The following is a 19,596-nucleotide window of genomic DNA, read 5'->3' as shown; positions in this document are numbered from 1 at the left end:
AACCCCCCACGTCCCGCCCTCGTGAAGGAGCTGTCCCCCCATGACCTCTCGCCGTTCGGCCGCAGTCGTCACCGCCGGTACCGTGCTGGCCCTGTCCGGGCTCTCGGCCGCGCCCGCGTCCGCGCACGGGTCGATGACGGATCCGGTGAGCCGGGTCTCGGCCTGTTACGCGGAGGGGCCGGAGTCCCCGAAGTCGGCGGCCTGCAAGGCGGCGGTGGCGGCGAGCGGGACGCAGGCGTTCTACGACTGGAACGCGGTGAACATCGCGAACGCGGCCGGGCAGCACCGGCAGCTGATCCCGGACGGCGAGCTGTGCAGCGCGGGCAACGACAAGTACCGCGGGCTCGACCTGGCGCGGGCCGACTGGCCGGCGAGCAGGCTGGACTCCGGCGCGCACACCTTCCGCTACAAGGGGACCGCGCCGCACAAGGGTTCCTTCGAGCTGTACGTGACGAAGGACGGCTACGACCCGTCGAAGCCGCTGAAGTGGTCGGACCTGGAGGCGAAGCCGTTCCTGACGGTGACCGACCCGGGGATGCGGAACGGCGACTACGTCTTCCAGGGGACCGTGCCGAAGAAGTCCGGCCGTCACCTGATCTACTCGATCTGGCAGCGCTCCGACTCCCCCGAGGCCTTCTACACCTGCTCCGACGTGGTGTTCGGGCAGGACGGCGGTTCCCCGGCGCCGAGCGCGAGCGCGCCCACCGACCAGCAGATCGAGGACGGCGCGGACCAGTCCTCGGTCGAGCACGGCGGACACGGGGACGACGACCCGGCGACCGGCGCCGGGCAGACGGACGCCGGTGACACGGGTGCCGAGGGGACCGGCACCGCGGAGGCCGGCACCGCGGGGACGGGCGGCGAGGGGACGGCGGCGGACGCGTCGTCCTCCTCGACGCCCGCCTCCCCGACGCCCGCCGCCCCGGCCACGCCCAACGCGCCCGCGCCCGCCGGTGACTCCGGTTCCGGCGTGGAGCTGGCCGAGACCGGCGGCGACTCCAGCACCCCGTACCTCGCGATCGGCGGCGCCGCCGTGCTCGCGGTCGGCGCGGCCGTGCTCTTCGGGACCGCCCGGCGCCGCCGGGCCTGACGGCCGTCCGCCCGGGCAGCACGGGGCTGTCCGGGCGGAGACGGTTCTCTGCGGCCGGTGCGTCAGGCGCTGTCCGCCGCGCCGGCCGTCTTCGTGTGTCGCACCACGGCCGAGGCGGCCAGGGCCACGACGGCCACGGCGGCCAGCAGGGCCAGTGCCCTCGCCCAGGCGGACGTGGCACCGAGGCTGCCGCTCAGCAGGTCGACGGTGCGGGCGCTCGCGACTCCGTGGAGCGCGATGACGGCGACGCCGAGGCCCGCGGCGGCGGCCCAGGCCACCAGGGTGTCCCGTACCGCGAGCCATGTGCCGCCCACCAGGCAGAGCACGGTGACGACCACGGACAGCGTCTCCGTGTCGCCGCCCGCGCGCAGGCCCGTGAGGTCCGTCGGCAGGTGGACGAGGCCGCAGGCGAGCAGCGCGAGCGCCGCGGGCCAGCGCAGGACCGACCGCAGCGCCGGGGAGGTGCTGTGGCTGCCGGGGCCCGCGGCCAGGGCGCCGTCCAGGGGCGACCCCGCCCGCTTGGCGCCCCGGGGGCGCTTCGGGGCGGCGGCAGCGGCGGCCGGGGCGGAGTCCCCCGCGGGCCCGGCCTTCCGTTCCGCGGTTTCGCGGTGCTCGGTGGGCCGCCAGTCGCCGCCGTCGGTGCCGAGGATGCCGACGAGCCGCACCACGTCCTCGATCGGTCGGCCCACCGCCGCGGCGCGCAGCGTGGTCTCGGCCTGGTGGAGGTCGTATCCCGAGGCGTTCAGGAGGGCGAGCAGTTCCCTCACCTCGTCCAGGGGGCGGGAGACGGCGGCCGCGCGGAGTGCCACGTCGGCGGGGCTGGAGAGCTCGCCGGTCTCCTGGAGCCGGGCCACGAGCGCGGCGACCTCGTTCACCGGGCGCTCGGTCGCCGCCGTCGTCAGGAGGGTGTGGATCGCCTCGTCACCGGTGTCGTCCTGGCCCGGTGCCTCCGGGGCGGTCCGCGCCGCCTCGTCGGTCTCCGCGAGGACGACCGGTGGTGCGGCCGACGGCTCGGCCGGCGGTTCGATCAGCGGTTCGGCCGGCCGATCGGGCCGCAGTGCCTCCGCCGGGGCCACGCCCCCGGGGGGCCCGGGGTCGGCCGGGGAGGCGGTCAGGACCGGGGCGTCCGGCGCGGCGCAGGGCGGCAGGGCCGGGAGGTCGGGAAGAGCCGGTACGCCGGGCACCGGGGACGGGGAGACAGCCGGCTGAGGGTGTGCCCCGGAAAGGGGCCCTTCGATCGGCTCTCTTCCTATGTCGTCTTCCGTCGGGTGGATGTGAGGAAGGTCGGTGGTCATGTCACAGGCTCCGTTCGTGGGCATCCCGGAGGCGCTCACTGTGGCTGTCTCGTGATGTGCAAGGAACGCACACTTGACTACGATTAGCGCGCATTGCACCGAGCCGTGCCATTAGAGAGCGTTTCCGTTGCGCCGACAGAGCGACGACGCGTGTGGCCGGGTCCCCTCCCTGGGGGGACCCGGCCGCGCGCGGACCGCCGTGCTAACCGGCCACGGAGAGGCAGGTGGTCGGGGTGGCGTGCGCCGGGTCGAGGGCGTTGGCGACCTCGTGGAAGGCGACCCGGTCCACCGTGCCGATCGCCACGTGCTCGGACAGGTCGAGCGCGCACTTGTCCTGGATGAGGACGTTGGTGACGTTCGGACCGCTCAGGAACTGCGTGCGGTACGGCGTGACGACCTCGTCGTACCGGGTCGCGATGACGTGGTACCGGACCCCCGGCACCGTGTCGCCGCCCTCGTTGAGCTTGGTGATGAAGGGCGAGCCGGCGATCTGGTCGGCGAGGCCCGGGGTGTTGGCGCTGATCAGGTCCTCGGCCCCGGGAAAGTACGGCAGGAGCTGGGTGAGGCCGAGCAGGGTGGTGCCGTGGTTGTCGGGGGCGATGCCGACGAGCGCGTTCACCTTCGCGGCCCCGCCGAGGAACTTGAGGTACCAGCGGGGCATCATGCCGCCCTGCGAGTGACCGACGAGGTCGGCCTCGGGGGCGCCGGTGGCGGCGAGGACCCGGTCGACGTAGGTGGAGAGCTGTCCGGCGGAGGCGGCGATGGGGCCGAGCCCGTGGAAGAGGGGCACATCGGGGAGCTGCCCGTAGTCGAGCGAGAAGACGCAGTACCCGCGGTTGACGAGGTACGGCGCGAGGCCGAGCCAGTTGTCGACGGAGTTGCCGAAGGTGCCGTGGACGAGGACGACGGGGCGGGGGTGCGCGGCGGAGGGCTTGCAGGAGAAGTCGTTCCAGCCGCGACCGGACGCGGCGACGGCGGCGGTTTCGGCCCGGTCGGGGGCGGCGGAGGCGGCGGTGGGGGCGAGTGCGGCGGCGGCGGTCAGCAGCAGGACGGACAGCGCTCTGACGGCGGACTTCCAGGGCAGCATCGGGCGATCTCCTTGCGGCTCAAGGGGAAAGGTGGGGTGCTACGCCCTGCGGTCCGGACCACAAGTGGGGATGCGCTTCAGCCAAGCTACGCACGGGTAGCCACGGCTGGGAAGTTACGCGTCGGTAAAAAGTGATGTGCCGTCATGACCATCTGATAGTGCGGGAGTTGAGGTGGATCGCCGCCCCGGTACGACGGGAAGGCCCCGGTGCCGGAGCACCGGGGCCTTCTCGTCGTCGCACCGGGACCGCCCACCCCGGCGGCCCTTCTCAGAACACGCTCACCCCGTAGGCGCTCAGCGCCTCCGTCACGGGCTGGAAGAAGGTCGTCCCGCCCGAGGAGCAGTTGCCGCTGCCGCCCGAGGTGAGGCCGATGGCCCGGCTGCCCGAGTAGAGCGGGCCGCCGGAGTCGCCGGGCTCGGCGCAGACGTTGGTGCGGATCAGGCCGGAGACGATGTCGCCGCCGCCGTAGTTCACGGTGGCGTTGAGGCCCGTCACGCTGCCGCTGTGGATGCCGGTGGTGGAGCCCCGGCGGGTGACCGACAGGCCGACCGTGGCGTTGCCGGCGCTCGTGATGTCCACGCTGCCGACGGTGCCGGACTTGGTGATCGAGGCGTTGGTGTAGCGGACCAGGCCGTAGTCGTTGCCCGGGAAGCTGGACCCGGCGGTGGTCCCGAGGACGGTGGTCTTGGCGGAGTTGGCGTACCAGGTCCCGGCGCCGTCGGTGCAGTGCCCGGCGGTCAGGAAGTAGTAAGTGCCCGCACTGTCACGGACGTTGAAGCCGAGCGAGCAGCGCCAGCCGGCGTCGGCGTAGATCGGGTCCCCGCCGGATATCAGCTTGCTGAAGCGGCCCGGGGTCCGTTCGACCTTGAGGGCGGCGGCGTTGGCCCCGGCCCGCTGCTTGATCTTCGCGATCTCCGCCTCGCTGACGGTGGAGTCGGCGGTGACGACGAGCCGGCCGGTGGCGGTGTCGACGTGCCAGGCCGTGCCGGCCACGTCGGCGGCGCGGACGGCGTCGCCGGTCGCCGCGAGGGCGCTCGCGTCGAAGGTGCCGGTGGGACCGGCGTTCGCGGTGGGGACGGCGAGCGTCGCGGCGGCGGCGAGGCCGGCGGCGACGGCGAGCAGCCGGATCGTTCTCGTGGGGGTGGTGCGCATGGTCCTCACTTCTCGTTCCTCCCGAGGGGAATCGGGGGCCCGCCGTGGGGGGGGTCGGGCCCGTGAGGCGCGGCCCGGAGGCCGGCGCTGTGGGGGAGTCTCCGGCCGTACGACTTCGCGCCGCAAGGGCGCCTTTCAGCCGTACAGCCGTCAACTACCCGATACCACCGAGGGGTTGGGGATCAGGTGCGCGCGAGGCGCCGCTCCCCCGCCGGGACGGCGACGTCGAGCGTGTTCCCCGGCGGCGGGAACGGGCAGAGGAAGTGGTCGGCGAAGGCGCACGGCGGCAGCAGCGCCCGGTTGAAGTCCACCGTCACCGTGCCGTCCGCCGCCGGGGCCGGGGGCTTCAGGAAACGGAAGCGGTGGCTGTCGCGGCCGCTGGTGGCGTCCGCGAAGACCGCCCACAGGGAGCCGCCCTCCTCGACGGCCACCTGGAGCACGCGCTCGTCGCCGTCCAGCGCGAAGACCAGCTCGCCGGCGAGGCCGAGGCCCCGCTCCCGGCCGTCGGCGTTCTCCACCCGCACGCTGCGCGTCTCCCCGTACGGGCGGAAGACGCCGGGCACCACCCAGCGCGCGTCGTACGGGGTGGCCTCGATGCCCCGGAAGGCGCGGCGGGTCTCCGCACCGGGGTCGAAGTCCCGTACGGCCCACTCCCCCTCGCGCCGCAGCACCACGATCCGCCGCTCCGCCGCCGCGACCCGGGACTCCTCGGGCGGGCCCTGGTCGGCGGCGAGCCGGACGGTGCCGGTGAACGGCTTCCCGTCGACGGTGAGGCCGTCCGCGCCGGCCGCCGTCAGGACCACTTCGTCGCCGTCCGCCCGCCACTCCCCCGGAACGGCCGGAATTCGACCCTCCGGGTGATCGGAGAGCCAGTGGTTGCCCGTGAGGGAGAGCGGTCCGTACGGGGAGGAGACCGAGGCCTCGCGTCCCTCGTGCCACTCCCGCCAGTCCTGTCGTGGATCCGTGCTCATGTTCTTCTCAACCCTTTCGTACGGGCTCGGGGAGCCCGAGGTGGGACCGGAGCGTCGTGCCGGTGTACTCCGTGCGGAAGGCCCCGCGCTCCTGGAGCAGGGGGACGACCCGGTCGACGAAGTCGTCGAGGCCCCCGGGAGTGAGGTGCGGGACGAGGATGAAGCCGTCGGCGGCGTCCGTGGCGACGAACTCCTCCAGGGCCGCCGCGACCGTCTCCGGACTGCCGACGAAGGACTGCCTGCCGGTGGTCTCGATGACGGTCTGCCGGATCGAGAGCCCCCCGGCCTCGGAGAGCGCCCGCCACTTCCGGGCGACGCCGACCGGGTCGGCGACCCGCACCCTGCCCTGGACGAGCGTCGAGTCCGGGTCGGGGTCGACGTCCGGGAGCGGCCCGTCGGGGTCGTAGCCGGACAGGTCGCGGCCCCAGACCTGCTCCAGGGCGAGGATCGCGTTCTGCGGGGAGACCTGCTGCCGGCGGATCTCGTCGGCCTTCTCCCGCGCGTCGGCGTCGGTGTCGCCGAGGACGTACGTCACGCCCGGCATGATCTTCAGGTCGCCGGGCTCCCTGCCGTACCGGGCGAGCCGGCCCTTGACGTCGGCGTAGAACTCCCGGCCCGCCTCAAGGGTGGAATGCCGAGTGAAGACGACGTCGGCGCCGGAGGCGGCGAACTCGCGGCCCTCGGGCGAGTCCCCGGCCTGGATGACGACCGGGTGCCCCTGCGGGGAGCGCGGGACGGTGAACTCGCCGTCGATCCGGAACTGCGGCCCGCTGTGGGCGAAGGGCTTCGGGGTGCCCTCCGGGGTCCAGGAGTCCCACAGCTCCCGCGCGGTGGCGAGGAACTCGGCGGCCCTCACGTACCGGTCGGCGCGGTCCAGGTAGCCGCCGCGCCGGAAGTTCTCGCCGGTGAAGGCGTCCGAGGAGGTGACCACGTTCCAGGCGGCCCGGCCCGCGCTGAGGTGGTCGAGCGAGGCGAGCCGCCGGGCCAGTTCGTAGGGCTCGTTGAAGGTGGCGTTGACCGTGGCGGCCAGACCGAGCCGGTCGGTGACGGCGGCCAGCGCGTTCAGGACGGTGATCGACTCGGGCCGGCCGACGACGTCGAGGTCGTGGATGCGGCCCGCGTGTTCGCGCAGCCGCAGCCCCTCGGCCAGGAAGAAGAAGTCGAAGAGGCCGCGCTCGGCGGTCCTGGCGAGGTGTGCGAAGGAGGAGAAGTCGATCTGCGAGCCGGAGCGCGGGTCGGCCCAGACGGTGGTGGAGTTGACGCCGGGGAAGTGCGCGGCGAGGTGGATCCGCTTGCGGGGTCCCGGGGTGCTCACGCGCCCGCTCCCGTCCTGGCGCGCGCGCCGGCGGCGTACTGGCTCCCGGGGCGGACCAGGCCCAGGTGGTCGCGGAGGGTGGTGCCCTCGTAGGCCGTGCGGAAGGGGCCCCGGTCGGCGAGCAGGGGCACGGTCTCGGCGGCGAACCGCGCCAGGTCCCGCTCCGGGACGGCCGGTACGAGGTGGAAGCCGTCGACGGCCCCGCCCCGGTGCCAGTCCGCGATCAGTCCGGCGAGCGCCCCGGGCCCGCCCTCGTACGCGTCGAGGTCGACGGCCAGCGTGAGCAGGACGCGCAGCTGTCCGGGGTCCCGGCCGTGGGCGCGGGCGCCCCGGTGCAGTTCGGCGCGGAGCGCGGCGGCCTCCTCGGCGGTGGCGGCCCCGATCAGGACCACGTCGGCGTGGTGGGCGGCGGTCTCCCGGGCGGCGGGGCGGGTGGCGTCGACGACGGTCACCGGGTTGCCCTGCGGGGGCCGGGGGACGATCGAGGGGCCCTTGACCGAGAAGGTCGCGCCCTGGAAGTTCACGTGGTGCAGCTTGCGGCGGTCGACGAACCGTCCGGTCGCCGCGTCCCGTATCTCGGCGTCGTCCTCCCAGCTGTCCCAGAGCTTGCGGGAGACCTCGGCGACCTCGCCGGCCTCCTGCCACAGCTCGGCGGTGGGCGGGGCCGGGCGGCGGCCGAAGAGCCGGGCCTCGGCGCCGGTCGGGGAGACGTCGATCCGCCAGCCCGCCCGGCCCCGGCTCACCCAGTCGAGGGTGGCGACGGCGGCCTGGACGTGGAAGGGCTCGGTGTGGGTGGTGGTCACGGTCGGCACCAGGCCGACGGAGCGGGTCTCCGGGGCGACCCGGGCGAGGACGGCGAGCGCGTCGAGGCCGGGCCGGGCGAAGGAGTCGTCGTGGGTGAGGAAGTCGAGCCCGGCGGCCTCGGCGAGGCGCGCGAGCGCGACCGTGCGGGCGGCGGTCTCCGGGCCCGGGGCGGCCCGGCCGGAGCCCGGGGCGGCCGGACCGGAGCCCGGGGCGAGCTCGGCGGCGAGGTGGAGCGGTCGGGTGCTGGTCATGCGGTCTCTCTCGGAAGGGTTCGCGCGGTGGGGGCCGGTCCGGCCGGTGAGCGGGGCGGTGCGGGGCCGGTCCGGCCGGTCGCGGCGCGGGGCCGGGCCGGGCGGACCGGCCCCGTCGCGGTTCTCGCGGAGCGGGTCAGTTCTCGGTGCGGGGCAGGCCGGGCGGGTTGATCTCCGACTTCGGGACGGACTCGCCGTCGAGGCCCCAGCGCTTGAGGACCTGGGCGTAGGTGCCGTTCTGGATGACGTGGTCGAGCGCGGCGGCGTAGGCGGCGACGAGCCCGCTGTCCTTCTTCGTGGTGGCCGCGATCTTGCCCTGGAGCCCGGCGCCCGCCCCGGAGAACTTGCCGACGACCTCCGTCCGGCCCGCCGAGAGCACGTGGTAGGCGGCGACGGGGTTGGGGCCGAGGTAGGCGTCGATCCGGCCGGACTGGAGCGCCAGGTAGTAGTCGGAGGTGTTCTGGTAGTACTTGATGTCGACCGGCTCGCGCCCGGCCTTCTCGTTCTGCGCGGACCAGTCGACGAGGATCTTCTCCTGGTTGGTGCCGGAGCCGACCGCGATCGCCTTCCCGGCCACGTCCTCGGGCCCCTTCACCGTCCAGCCGGAGCCCTTCTTGGCCTCGAAGGCCAGGTCGTCCAGGCGGTAGGTGGCGAAGTCGTACTTGTCCTTGCGCTCCTCGGTGACGGTGACGTTGGAGAAGACGCCGTCGTACTTGCCGCTGTCCAGGCCGACGAAGAGGTTCTCCCACGAGACCGCGTTGAACTCGGGCTTCAGGCCGAGGGCGTCGGCGACCAGGGTGGCGATGTCGACCTCGACGCCGATCAGCGTCTTGTCGTCGGTGGCGCGGAAGGCGAGCGGCGGATTGCTGGACGCGGAGACGCCCAGGACGAGCGTGCCTCTCTCCCGTACGGCCGCGGGGAGCTTGGCGGCGATGGCGTCGACCTTGGCGGTGTGGACGCGGTTCTGCTCCGGGCTCAGGTTGATGCCGTTGCCCTTCTTCCCCTCGGGCTTGACCTCGTTGGTGGCGGCTTCGCCCGAGCCGCAGGCGGTGAGGACGCCGAGGGCGGTGAGCGAGGCGAGGGCGGTGAGGAGGGTACGGCGGGTCTTCATGGTGATGCTCCTGTCGTGAGAGGGAGGGAAAGGAAGGGAGGGAAGGGCGGGTCAGAGGACCTTGGAGAGGAAGGCGCGGGTGCGCTCGTGGCGCGGGCTGTCGAGCACCTCGGCCGGCGGGCCCTGCTCGACGATCCGGCCCTCGTCCATGAAGACCACCGTGTCGGCGACCTCGCGGGCGAAGCCGATCTCGTGGGTGACGACGATCATGGTGGTGCCGGTGGCGGCCAGGTCCTTGATGACGTCGAGGACCTCGCCGACCAGCTCGGGGTCGAGCGCGGAGGTCGGCTCGTCGAAGAGGAGCAGGCCCGGTTCGAGGGCGAGCGCGCGGGCGATGGCGACCCGCTGCTGCTGTCCGCCGGAGAGCTGCTTGGGGTACGCCTCCGCCTTGTCGGCGAGCCCGACGCGTTCGAGCAGCTTCCGGGCCGCGGCCTCGGCCTCCTTGCGGGGGCGCTTGAGGGCCGAGACGGGGGCCTCGACGACGTTCTCCAGGACGGTCAGGTGCGGGAAGAGGTGGAAGTTCTGGAAGACGAAGCCGATCCGGGTGCGCTGCTTGAGGATCTCGCGCTCGCGCAGCTCGTAGAGCTTGTTCCCGGAGCGCCGGTAGCCGACGAGGACGCCGTCCACGCTGACCGTGCCGCCGTCGACCTTCTCCAGGTGGTTGATGGTCCGCAGGAGGGTGGACTTGCCGGAGCCGGAGGGTCCGAGGACGACGGTGACCTCGCCGGCCCGCACGTCGAGGTCGATGCCGCGCAGGACGTGCAGGGCGCCGAAGTTCTTGTGGACGGCCCGGATCTCGACCTTGGCGGTGGTGTCGGCGGGGGTCTTCTCGACGGTGGTGGCGGAGCTCATCGGGTGCTCCCCTTCGCGTAGTGGCGTTCGACGTAGTGCTGGACGACGGAGAGCGCGGTGGTGAGCAGGATGTACCAGGCGGTGGCGACCATCAGGAGCGGGACGACCCGCCCGTTGCGGCCGTAGACGACCTGGACCTGGTAGAAGAGTTCGCCGATCGCCATGACGGAGACGATCGAGGTGCCCTTGAAGAGCGAGATGACCTCGTTGGCGGCGTTGGGCAGGATGGAGCGCATCGCCTGCGGCAGGATGATCCGCCGCACCTGCCGGAGTTTGGGGATGCCGAGGGAGGCGGCGGCCTGCAACTGGCCCTCGTCCACGGCGAGTACGCCTCCTCGGACGATCTCGGCCGCGTAGGCCGCCTGGTGCAGGGCGAGTCCGAGGACGGCCGCGCTCATCTCGCCGACCAGGCCCATCGTGTCGAAGGAGAAGAAGCTCGGCCCGAAGGGGATGCCGACGCTCAGCTCCTTGTAGAGGTAGGCGAGGTTGAACCAGAAGAGGAGCTGGACGATGAGCGGGATGGAGCGGAAGGCCCAGATGTAGCCGAAGGCGACCGAGCGCAGGAAGGGGCTGGCCGACAGGCGCATGAAGGCGACCACGATGCCGATCGCGAAGCCGAGGGCGGTGCCGTGGAAGGTGAGCTGGAGGGTGACCCAGACCGCCTTGAGGATCGTCTCGGTGGTGAAGAACGCGGCGAAGACGTCCCACTCCCAGCCGGGGTTGGTGACGAGCCCGTGGGCGAACTGCACGAGCAGGACGGCGGTGGCGGCGACGGCCACCCAGCGCCAGGGGTGGCGGACGGGGACGACCACGAGGCCGGTGGCCGGCGGCGCGGCGGGGGCGGCCGGTTCCTTCGTGAGCGGGTCGACCGGTGGATCGCTGGTGAGAGCCATGGCGGTTCCTCGGGAGGCGTGCGGGCGGGGTACGGGAGGGGAGCGGCCGGTCGGGCGCTCGGCGGAGTACGGGGTACGGGGTACGGGGTACGGGAGGAAAGCGCCGGTCAGGCGCTCAGCGGGGCCGGGAGGCGACACTCCAGGTCGCACAGGAGGGCGAGGGCGGCGCGCGCGGTGACGTCGTTCTGCCCGAAGGCGACCCCGCCGGTGCGGGGACGGGTGAAGGCCCCGCCGGCGCGGGCGGTGGTGTGCGGTCCGAGCGCGAAGCGGCGCGGGTGGGGGCGTCCGTCGCGCTCCAGGATCCGGCCGTCGACGGGGTCGACGACGAGCAGGCCGCTGTCGGTGGCGCGGGCCCCCTCCTCGTGGAGGGCGCGCAGCAGCGGGCTGCCGGTGAGCTCCAGGGTGGGGTCGGGCAGCCGGGCCTCGACCAGGGCGCGGGCCTCGGTCCACTCCCCCGGCACGGCCTCGGAGGAGGCCCGGAAGAGGCCGCGTTCCTCGTCGGTCTCGACGGCGACGCGGGGGCCGAGGAAGCGGACGACGCCGGCGCGGGAGAGCGCGAGGAGCTGGCGGAGCCGGGGTCCGGGCGGTCCGGAGGCGAGGTAGCTGAAGAAGCCGTGCCACCAGCCGCCGGGGTCCAGGCGCGTGCCGAGCCGCAGGAGCTGTCCGTAGACGGAGAGCAGTCCGGCGAAGACGGCGGCGTCGGCGCTGTGGGCGGGGTCGTGGCGGCGGGTGAGGTCGGCGGTGACGTAGCCGCGCAGTCCCTCCTGGAGGGCTTCGGCGGAGGCGAAGCGGGCTCCTTCCAGGGGGCGGTCGAGGGCGTCGAGGTCGAGCCGGTCGGCGGGGTCGGGGACGGCGTCGGCGACGAGCGCGGCGAGTTCGGCGCCGAGCGGCTCGGCCGCCTCGTAGGCCTTCTCGAAGTCGCTCCAGGGGAGCGCGGTCCGTTCGGAGTGGGTGGAGAAGAGGCGGTGGTAATGGGCCCAGCCGAGCTCCTTGTCGACGAGCGGCCACACGTCGCGCCGGAAGTCGAGCGGGCCGCCGCGCGCGAGCAGGGCGTCGGTCTGCTCGGTGCCGAAGAAGCGGGGCAGCGGGGGCCGTTCGCCGTCGAGGGCGTAGCCGATCTTCGAGTGGTACGGGACGCCCCGGCGCGATCCGACGTGCAGGACGGGCTCCCGGCCGGAGGGCACGTAGACGAGGTCGTCGCCCTCGCCCTCGTACCGGCCGCCGCGGCCTTCGGTGAGGAGGACCATCAGGTCGACGAAGGCGAGTCCGAAGCCGCGGACGAGGACGGGTTCGCCGGCGCGGAGCGCGCTCAGGTCGGTGTCGGCGGTGAAGTCGGGCGGCAGGTGGACGAGGCCGTGGCGGGCGGCGAAGTCGGCGAGCGCCCGCTGTTCCCGGTCGGGTTCGGCGTCGAGGTGGCCGACGGTGAGGACGACCAGGTCGGCGGGGAGGGGCACGGCGGAGCCCTCCAGCCAGACCCGCTGGCGTCCCTCGCGGGGGCCGCCGATCCGCAGCGCGCTGGCGCGGTGCTCGTGGACGGTGACGGAGGGGGGCAGGGCGGCGCGGGCCCGCTCGTACGCCCAGCGCAGGTAGGCGCCCTGGAGGGGGCGGGTGGGGAAGGTGCGGCCGTCGATGCCGGCCCATTCGGCGAGGGTGGGGCCGGGCCGGACGGGGCCTTCGAGGTGCACGGTCTCGTCGGTGAACATGGTGACGTCCTCGGCCTGGGAGTTCATCCAGAGCAGCGGGGACTGTTCGGTGCGCCATATCCGGCCGGGGCCGGGCGGGTGCGGGTCGACGAGGTGGACGTCGAGGGGCCGGTCGCCGTACAGCTCGGGCAGGTTGGCGGCGAGCCGTTCGAGGAAGCCGGTCCCCCGCGGCCCGGCGCCCACGACGACGAGGGAGGGGCGGGTGCTCATCGGGCGCCGCCCGTTCCGCGGGCGTAGTGCCGCTCGACGTAGTACTGGCCGACGCCGAGCACCGAGGTCACGGCGACGTACCAGAGGGTGGCGACGAGGAGCAGCGGGATGATCTCGTACGTGCGGTGGTAGACGAGCTGGGTGGAGTAGAGCAGGTCCTGGACGGCGATCACGGAGACGATCGAGGTGCCCTTGAGGGTGCCGATCAGCATGTTCCCGGCGGGCGGGACGATGGCGCGCATGGCCTGCGGGAGGACGATCCGGGAGAGCCGGCGCCACCGGCCGAGGCCGAGGGACTCGGCGGCCTCGATCTGGCCCCGGTCGACGGAGAGGATGCCGCCGCGCACGACCTCGGCGGCGTAGGCGGCCTCGTGCAGGGTGAGGCCGATGACGGCGACGGCGACGGGGCCGAGGAGGTTGACCGTGTTCACGCCGAGGATCTGCGGGTAGAGCATGCCGATGTTGAACCAGAAGAGCAGCTGGACCAGGATCGGCGTGGACCTGAAGAACCAGATGTAGCCCCAACTGACCCAGCGCAGAACGGGGTTGGCGGAGAGCCTGAGGACGGCGAGCAGGGTGCCGAGGGCGAAGCCGAGGGCCATGACGAGGGCGGTCAGCCACAGGGTCAGGCCGAGGCCGCGCAGGACGGACGCGGAGGTGAAGTACTGGGCGACGACGTCCCACTGGAAGGCCTCGTTGCGGACGACCGAGACGAGTCCGAGCGCGAGCAGGACGATCACGACGCCGGCGGCGGCCCACTGCCCGGCGCGGCGGGTGGGGACGATCCGGAGGGACGGTTCGGCCGGCGGCGGGGCCGCGGCCTCCTTGGCGAGGGTGGCGAGGGGTGTCGACATGCGAAGGCTCCGTGGATGCCAGGGGGCGGATCGAACACGGGAGTGCGCACGGAACGCGGACGGTGTCCACGGGGACGGCGCCGGGATGTTCGCGGGGGAACGCGGCGGGCGTCGGTGCGGGGACACGCGGGACGTTCACACGGGGAACGCGCGGGGCGTTCGCACGGGGTGCGCCTTCACACGCACGGCGAGCGGTGAGCGCGGAGCCGGGCCCCTCAGCCCGGTGTCCGCCCTGTGAGGCTACGGCCGTCGAGCGGAGGCTTGTCAAGTCCGTCCGGAATATGAGCCGTTCGTCTCGTCGTGGTTGACGGGGAAACGGATGCCTGTTCCACTGGGCCCATGCATTCGCAGCAGCTGGTCACGCGCTCCCACATCGACTTCGGTCGCGTGTGGTCCTCTTCCTGTTGAGCCGACCCTCTGCGTCTCCTTCCGCTTTCCTCCCGCCCGTGGTGTCCGTCCTGACGCCGCCGGCGTCTCCTTCACCTGTGCGGCACTGAGCTCCCCTCCCCTCGCTCTTCCCTTTCCTTTTCTCTGTTCTCTTCGCCCGAAAGAGACGCATGCCTCTCACGCCCAGCCGTGAGTCCGCGCTGTCCGTGCGCCGGACCACGGCCGACGACCCGTTGGCGCGCCCGCTCCTCGACGAGCTGGCGTACGAGTACACGACCCGGTACGGCTCCTCGGAGGACCTGAGCCGCTATCCGGTGGAGGAGTTCGCCCCTCCCCACGGCACCTTCCTGCTCCTCCTGGAGCAGGGCGTGCCCGTGGCGGGCGGCGCCTACCGCCGTTACGACGAGCACACCGCCGAGCTGAAGCGGATCTGGACCCACTCGGCGCACCGCAGGCGCGGGCTCGCCCGCCGCGTCCTGACCGCGCTCGAACGGGAGGCCGCCGCCCGCGGCTACTCCCGGATCCATCTCACGACCGGGCCGCGCCAGCCGGAGGCCAGGGGCCTCTATCTGGCGAGCGGCTACCGCCCGCTCTTCGACGTGTCCGCCGATCCCGAGACGATCGGCCCGCTGCCGTTCGAGAAATTCCTGGAGAACCCGAAGCCATGAGTACGCGCACGAGTTCCGGCCCCGCCCGCACCACCCTGGCCTTCGCCCTGATCACCGTGGCCGCGCTCGGCCTGACCGCCTGCGCGGGCGGCGATCCCGCGACCGCGCCGGCCGGGGCCCCGGGCGCCCCGGGCGCGGCGAAGGGCGCGCTCCCCACCGAGGACGTGGTGGCGGGGGTGAAGAAGAACGAGGCCGCGGCGAAGCTGCTCCCCGCCGACGTGCGGCAGCGGGGCGGCTTCACGATCGCCTCCTCCGTGGCCACCCCGCCCAGCTCGGCCTACCTGCCGGACGGCAGGACCGTGGTGGGGGTGGACGCCGACTTCGCCGGGGCGGTGGCGAAGGCGCTGGGCCTGGAGCTGAAGCGCGAGGCCGTCGGCTTCGAGGCGATCCTGCCGGCCCTCGGCAGTGGCAAGTACGACGTGGGCTCGGGGAACTTCGGCGTGACCGAGGAGCGGCGCAGGACGATCGACTTCGTCACGTACATCAACGACGGGCAGGGCTTCGCGACCCGGGCCGACAGTCCGCTGAAGGAGATCACCGACCTCACCCAGTTGTGCGGCCTGAAGGTGGCGGTGGACGCCGGCACCACCTTCGAGCGGACCCTGGAGAAGAACAAGGGCCGGTGCGCGGAGGCGGGGAAGAAGCCGTACGAGATCAACGTCTACAACGAGGTCGGGGCCGTCTGGATGGCGCTCCAGCAGGGACGCAGCGACATCGTGATGAGCACGATCAACGGCCTGCGGTACGCGGTGACGCAGCAGAAGAACATGAAGTTCCTCAACGAGTACCGGCGCCTCGACGTCGGCTTCGCCTTCAAGAAGGGCACATCGCTCGCGCCGGCCTTCCAGGCCGCGGTGAACGGTCTGAAGGCCGACGGGACGTACGACCGGATCCTGAGGAAGTGGGGGGTGACGGGCTCGGGCATCGAGCGCTCGCAGATCTCCCCGCCGGAGCTCCCGGCACCGGAGAAGTAGCGGTACGGGGGGTGGCGGGGAGGTCCCGACGGGCCGTCAGCAGTCGCAGCCGCAGTTGCAGTCGCCGCAGCAGCAGCCGTCCCCCTCGCAGCAGGAGGAGCAGTTGCTGCAGCAGTCGCAGCAGTCACAGCAGTTGCCGGGGTCGCACTGGCCGCAGAGACCCTCGCGCCGCTGCCGGCTCCAGGGGTCCTCGTACGTCCCGCAGCACATCTGGCAGGTGCAGGCGAGGCCGACCCAGAGGGCGCAGCCGGCGATCAGCCCGCGCCGGCCGGGAGGTCCGGGCGGGAACGGTCCGCCGGGGCCGCCCGGACCGCCGGGCCCGGGGGCGTAGGGCCCGCCCGGTCCGCCGGGGCCGCCGGGTCCGGGCGCGAACGGGTTGCCGGGGCCCGGCCCCCGGGGGGCGTACGGGTTCCCCGGCACCGGCCCCTGTCCGGCGCCGTGCGCCCCGTGCGAGCAGGTCGTCGTACCGAAGGCGCGGTCCACCGAGGTGCGCAGCTCGTGGGCGAGCAGGACGTGGACCAGCTTGCCGTCGGCGAACCGGGCGTCCTTCAGGGCGAGGCGTATGCCGTGCAGGGCGTCGTCGGCGAGCCGGCGGGCCTCCTCGCGGGAGGTGCCGGTCGCGGTGAGCGGGTTCCAGGCGCCGCTCGCCGCGTCGGCGGCCTGGTCCTCCACGGCGTCGAGGAGGTGGGCGAGCCGGCCGAAGAGGCGGCCGGCCTCGGCGAGGGGTGCGGCGTTCTCCGGGCGGCCCGCGAGGACGGCGGTGTGCGCGAAGGCGGCGGCGGTCGCGGTCTCGGTCGGCTCGGTGACGGCGAGCAGGGGCGTGCCGGGTCCGGCGAGGGCCTCGATGCCGGTCTGGCGGTCGACGGCGTCGACGAGGACGGCGGTGTCGAAGCCGAGGGCGCGGCCGGTCCTGGCCCCGGCCCGGTCCCAGGAGCGGGCGACGCGGCGGGCCGCGGCGGCGACGGGCCGGCGGGCCAACAGGCCGTCCCGGTCGGCGACGTGGTCCCGCACCTTCGCCGAGGCGAGGACGAGCGAGACGGCGGCGGCGAGCCTGGCCCCCTCGCCCCGGGCCACGGGCGCGGTCCGCATGCCGCGCAGCGGGCAGGGCCCCGCGGTGCGCCGGCCGCTCGCCACGGCGCCGGTCTGAGCCTCCGTCAGGACCGAGACGATGAGCCCGTCGTAGTTGGTGACGACCCGGGCGAACTGGCCGTGGTCGGCGCGCAGGGCCAGGCAGAGGCCGCAGAGGTGGGCCGTCCACGCGGTCTTGAGGCCGTCGGTGAGCCGGTGCGTGCAGGGTCTGACGATTCCGAACAAGGACTCCCCCGTGAGTCGTGGCCCCCGACCGCCCCGAGAGGCGTCCGGAAGGCGGTGCGCAAGGTCGTACGGAGGGCCGTACGAAGGGCCGTCGAGCGGCCTCGCGGCATCGTAGCGAGCGGTCCCGTTCGCCCGTACGCGCCCGTCGTCACTCTTCCGGCACGACTTTCATATTTTCATCTGCATGGCCCCTCGCCAGGACCCGCATACCGCAAGTTTCCTGACGAATCGCCAGGAAACGGCCCTCACGTTCTGCACCAGTACCGTCACGAATCCCCTGCACGGCGCTTATCCACTTGGCGCGCGATCCGCATCATGGACGACGATGGGGACATGCGGAACCACAAGTGACCGCGTTGAAAGGAGGCGTCGATGGGATCGGTGCGCAAGGCGAGTGCCTGGCTGGGACTCGTCGAGGACAGCGACGAGCGTTACTACGACGACGAGTACGCCGACGGTGCCGAGAGCGGCGACGCCTGGGTGACGGACCCCCGGGTCCGGGTGGCCACCGACACGGCCGAGGACCGGGGCCGCCGGATCGCCACCGTCTCCCCGGACGGCTTCCGGGACGCCCGGGGCATCGGCGAGCTCTTCCGGGACGGCGTCCCGGTCATCGTGAACCTGACGGCGATGGAGCCGGACGACGCCAAGCGCGTCGTCGACTTCGCCGCCGGCCTCGCCTTCGGCCTGCGCGGTTCCATCGAGCGCGTGGCGACGCGGGTCTTCCTGCTGACCCCCGCCGACACCCAGATCGTCAGCGAGGGCGGCCGACGCCCGCAGGACGGCTTCTTCAACCAGAGCTGACCGGGTCCGCCGGCCCGATCGGGCACCTCCCGGCGGACCTGATCAGCGCGCCGGACGTCCTCCCGAACGGGCGGGCTCGACCGCTTCCCGGCTCGCGGGCACCCGCGTCCCGGACGGCCCCGCCTTCCGGGCGTGCTCCACGGACCGCGCCGGACCGTCGACCGCCGACCGCTCCCCGGCCTCGGAGTCCCCGGAACCCCCGGGATCCACCGGACACTCCATGACCCGGGGCAGGCGCAGGGCCATCAGCGCCCCGGCGAGCAGCAGTGCGGCGCTGACGCAGAGCGTGACGTGCAGGCCGTTCACGAAGGAGTGCCGGGCGGCCTGGTGCAGGGCCGCGCCGGCCGCGCCGCCGAGCCGGTCGGCCACCTCGTAGGCCTCGCCGAGCGAGTTCCCGGCGGCCCGGCCCGCCTCCTCGGGCACCCCGGGGACCGTGCGGAGACCGGGGGCGTACGCCGCGTTCATCACGCTGCCGAGCAGCGCGATCCCCATCCCGGCGCCGAGCTGGTACGAGGTCTCCCCGATCGCCGCCGCGCCGCCCGCGCTCTTCTGCGGCGCCTCGCTGAGCATCGACTCGTACGCCGAGAAGAGCGTGGTCTGCAGGCCGAAGCCGAGCAGCACGAAGCCCGCCGTGAGCAGCAGCGGCCGGTCGTGCTCCCCCATGAGGACTAGCAGCAGCACGGCCCCGGCCGTGAGCACGAAGCCCCAGCCGACCATCCGGCGCGGCCCGATCCGGCGCAGGGTGTACGAGCCGGTGGCGCCGGCCGCCATGGCGGCGAAGGTCAGCGGCAGGAGCCGCAGACCGGTCTCCAGGGGGCTGAGGCCGAGGACGAGCTGGAGGTACTGGACGGCGATGAGCTCCAGGCCGACCAGGGCCAGCATGGCCAGGACGATGCAGCCGACCGAGGTGGTGAAGGCGGGGCGGGCGAAGAGCCCCGTGTCGACCAGCGGGTGCGGGCGCCGCTTCTGCCGCCGCACGAAGAGGACGAGGAGCGCCGCGCCGAGCAGCAGCGGCCCGGCGGTGGGCAGGGCGAGCAGCGGGTCGCCGGCCCCGGCGCGCTTGACGCTGAGGACGCAGCCGAGCACGCCGGCCGCGGCCATGAGGGCGCCGAGGACGTCCCAGGGGCCGTCGGCCGCGCCCCGGGACTCGGGCAGGAGGCGGCGGCCGAGCGGCAGGATCAGGGCCATCAGCGGGATGTTGATGAGGAAGACGGAGCCCCACCAGTAGTTCTCGACGAGGAAGCCGCCGAGGACCGGTCCGGTGGCGGCGCCGACCGCGGCGACCGCCGTCCAGACCCCGATGGCGGTGGCGCGCTCCCGCCGGTCGGGGAAGACCGCCCGGAGGATGGAGAGCGTGGCGGGCATGATCATGGCGCCGCCGACGCCGAGCAGCGCGCGGGCCGCGATGAGGACGGAGGGCTCGGTGGCGAGGGCGGCGACCGCGGAGGCGGCGCCGAACAGCGCGTAACCGAGCAGCAGGACCCTGCGTCTGCCCACCCGGTCCCCGAGGGTGCCGAAGAGGATGAGGAGCGAGGCGCAGATCAGGGGGTAGGCGTCGACGATCCAGAGCAGCGCGGTGGAGCTGGGGCGCAGGTCCTCGGTGAGCGAGGGGACGGCGACGTGGAGGATGGTCGCGTCCAGGGCGACCAGGAGGAGGCTGACGCAGAGGACGACGAGGACGACCCAGCGGTTGGCCCCGCCGCCCGCGGCGGCACGGGGGCGTGCTGGGGCCGTGTTCGTCCGCGACATGTACGTACCTCCCGGTGGGACTCTCGCGCTCGGTGGGCCCCGACCGGGGGTTGCCTCCCCGGGGCGGCCCGGCATCGACGGGCGAGCGAGTCGCCAGCGTACGCGAGTTCA

The 19,596-nt window shown here is 73.6% G+C and carries 17 protein-coding genes; 4 read left to right on the top strand and 13 right to left on the bottom strand.

Features of this window, described 5'->3' with window-relative positions; genetic code table 11:
* Window positions 1–40 precede the first annotated feature (40 nt).
* Complete coding sequence (locus ACIP5O_RS32810) at window positions 41–1,090, top strand: lytic polysaccharide monooxygenase (RefSeq protein ID WP_401300168.1); 1,050 nt, start codon at window positions 41–43, stop codon at window positions 1,088–1,090.
* A gap of 62 nt (window positions 1,091–1,152) precedes the next feature.
* On the opposite strand, the gene ACIP5O_RS32805 is transcribed toward ACIP5O_RS32810, so the two are convergent.
* The 11 genes from ACIP5O_RS32805 to ACIP5O_RS32755 form a co-directional block, all read right to left on the bottom strand.
* A complete protein-coding gene (locus tag ACIP5O_RS32805; protein WP_401300165.1) occupies window positions 1,153–2,274 on the bottom strand; it encodes a hypothetical protein in 1,122 nt (373 codons plus the stop codon).
* Between the two features lie 313 nt (window positions 2,275–2,587).
* On the bottom strand, window positions 2,588–3,472 hold the full coding sequence (locus ACIP5O_RS32800; RefSeq protein ID WP_401300163.1) for an esterase/lipase family protein: 885 nt from the start codon (window positions 3,470–3,472) through the stop codon (window positions 2,588–2,590).
* A gap of 268 nt (window positions 3,473–3,740) precedes the next feature.
* Window positions 3,741–4,625 (bottom strand): S1 family peptidase, encoded by an 885-nt coding sequence (locus ACIP5O_RS32795; RefSeq protein ID WP_401300162.1) that lies wholly within the window; start codon window positions 4,623–4,625, stop codon window positions 3,741–3,743.
* A 182-nt stretch (window positions 4,626–4,807) separates the two neighbouring features.
* The gene (locus ACIP5O_RS32790) at window positions 4,808–5,596 is read right to left on the bottom strand and encodes a DUF1684 domain-containing protein (RefSeq protein ID WP_401300160.1); all 789 of its coding nucleotides are present in this window, start codon (window positions 5,594–5,596) and stop codon (window positions 4,808–4,810) included.
* 7 nt (window positions 5,597–5,603) lie between these two features.
* On the bottom strand, window positions 5,604–6,884 hold the full coding sequence (locus tag ACIP5O_RS32785; RefSeq protein ID WP_401300281.1) for an NtaA/DmoA family FMN-dependent monooxygenase: 1,281 nt from the start codon (window positions 6,882–6,884) through the stop codon (window positions 5,604–5,606).
* A gap of 23 nt (window positions 6,885–6,907) precedes the next feature.
* The gene (locus ACIP5O_RS32780; protein WP_401300157.1) at window positions 6,908–7,966 is read right to left on the bottom strand and encodes an LLM class flavin-dependent oxidoreductase; all 1,059 of its coding nucleotides are present in this window, start codon (window positions 7,964–7,966) and stop codon (window positions 6,908–6,910) included.
* A gap of 136 nt (window positions 7,967–8,102) precedes the next feature.
* Window positions 8,103–9,077, bottom strand: a complete 975-nt coding sequence (locus ACIP5O_RS32775; RefSeq protein WP_401300154.1) for an ABC transporter substrate-binding protein — start codon at window positions 9,075–9,077, stop codon at window positions 8,103–8,105.
* A 51-nt stretch (window positions 9,078–9,128) separates the two neighbouring features.
* On the bottom strand, window positions 9,129–9,929 hold the full coding sequence (locus tag ACIP5O_RS32770) for an amino acid ABC transporter ATP-binding protein (protein WP_356546071.1): 801 nt from the start codon (window positions 9,927–9,929) through the stop codon (window positions 9,129–9,131).
* The gene (locus ACIP5O_RS32765; protein WP_401300151.1) at window positions 9,926–10,822 is read right to left on the bottom strand and encodes an amino acid ABC transporter permease; all 897 of its coding nucleotides are present in this window, start codon (window positions 10,820–10,822) and stop codon (window positions 9,926–9,928) included. The genes ACIP5O_RS32770 and ACIP5O_RS32765 overlap by 4 nt, the downstream gene beginning before the upstream one ends.
* A 107-nt stretch (window positions 10,823–10,929) precedes the next feature.
* Window positions 10,930–12,735 carry an FAD/NAD(P)-binding protein gene (locus ACIP5O_RS32760; protein ID WP_401300149.1) on the bottom strand — a complete coding sequence of 602 codons (1,806 nt, stop codon included), beginning with the start codon at window positions 12,733–12,735 and terminating at the stop codon, window positions 10,930–10,932.
* Entirely contained in the window at window positions 12,732–13,589 is an 858-nt protein-coding gene (locus tag ACIP5O_RS32755; RefSeq protein ID WP_401300147.1) for an amino acid ABC transporter permease, read from the bottom strand. Before ACIP5O_RS32755 ends, ACIP5O_RS32760 begins: the two co-directional genes overlap by 4 nt.
* Window positions 13,590–14,146: 557 nt before the next feature.
* Between ACIP5O_RS32755 and ACIP5O_RS32750 the strand changes: the two genes are divergently transcribed.
* Both ACIP5O_RS32750 and ACIP5O_RS32745 read left to right on the top strand, forming a co-directional pair.
* A complete protein-coding gene (locus ACIP5O_RS32750) occupies window positions 14,147–14,644 on the top strand; it encodes a GNAT family N-acetyltransferase (protein WP_401300144.1) in 498 nt (165 codons plus the stop codon).
* On the top strand, window positions 14,641–15,618 hold the full coding sequence (locus ACIP5O_RS32745) for an ABC transporter substrate-binding protein (RefSeq protein WP_401300142.1): 978 nt from the start codon (window positions 14,641–14,643) through the stop codon (window positions 15,616–15,618). The genes ACIP5O_RS32750 and ACIP5O_RS32745 overlap by 4 nt, the downstream gene beginning before the upstream one ends.
* Before the next feature lie 36 nt (window positions 15,619–15,654).
* Here the strand turns inward: ACIP5O_RS32745 and ACIP5O_RS32740 are convergent, their stop codons facing one another.
* A complete protein-coding gene (locus ACIP5O_RS32740; protein WP_401300140.1) occupies window positions 15,655–16,932 on the bottom strand; it encodes a DUF5685 family protein in 1,278 nt (425 codons plus the stop codon).
* 372 nt (window positions 16,933–17,304) lie between these two features.
* Here ACIP5O_RS32740 and ACIP5O_RS32735 point away from each other — a divergent pair, with 372 nt between their 5' ends.
* Window positions 17,305–17,736, top strand: a complete 432-nt coding sequence (locus ACIP5O_RS32735) for a cell division protein SepF (RefSeq protein ID WP_356546058.1) — start codon at window positions 17,305–17,307, stop codon at window positions 17,734–17,736.
* 42 nt (window positions 17,737–17,778) lie between these two features.
* On the opposite strand, the gene ACIP5O_RS32730 is transcribed toward ACIP5O_RS32735, so the two are convergent.
* The gene (locus ACIP5O_RS32730) at window positions 17,779–19,485 is read right to left on the bottom strand and encodes an MFS transporter (protein ID WP_401300137.1); all 1,707 of its coding nucleotides are present in this window, start codon (window positions 19,483–19,485) and stop codon (window positions 17,779–17,781) included.
* Between the last annotated feature and the right edge of the window lie 111 nt (window positions 19,486–19,596).

Source organism: Streptomyces sp. NPDC088915 (assembly GCF_044749825.1).
Lineage (GTDB): Bacteria > Actinomycetota > Actinomycetes > Streptomycetales > Streptomycetaceae > Streptomyces.
Note: the sequence above shows the minus strand (reverse complement) of the source record. Positions and strands in the feature narration are given on the sequence as shown.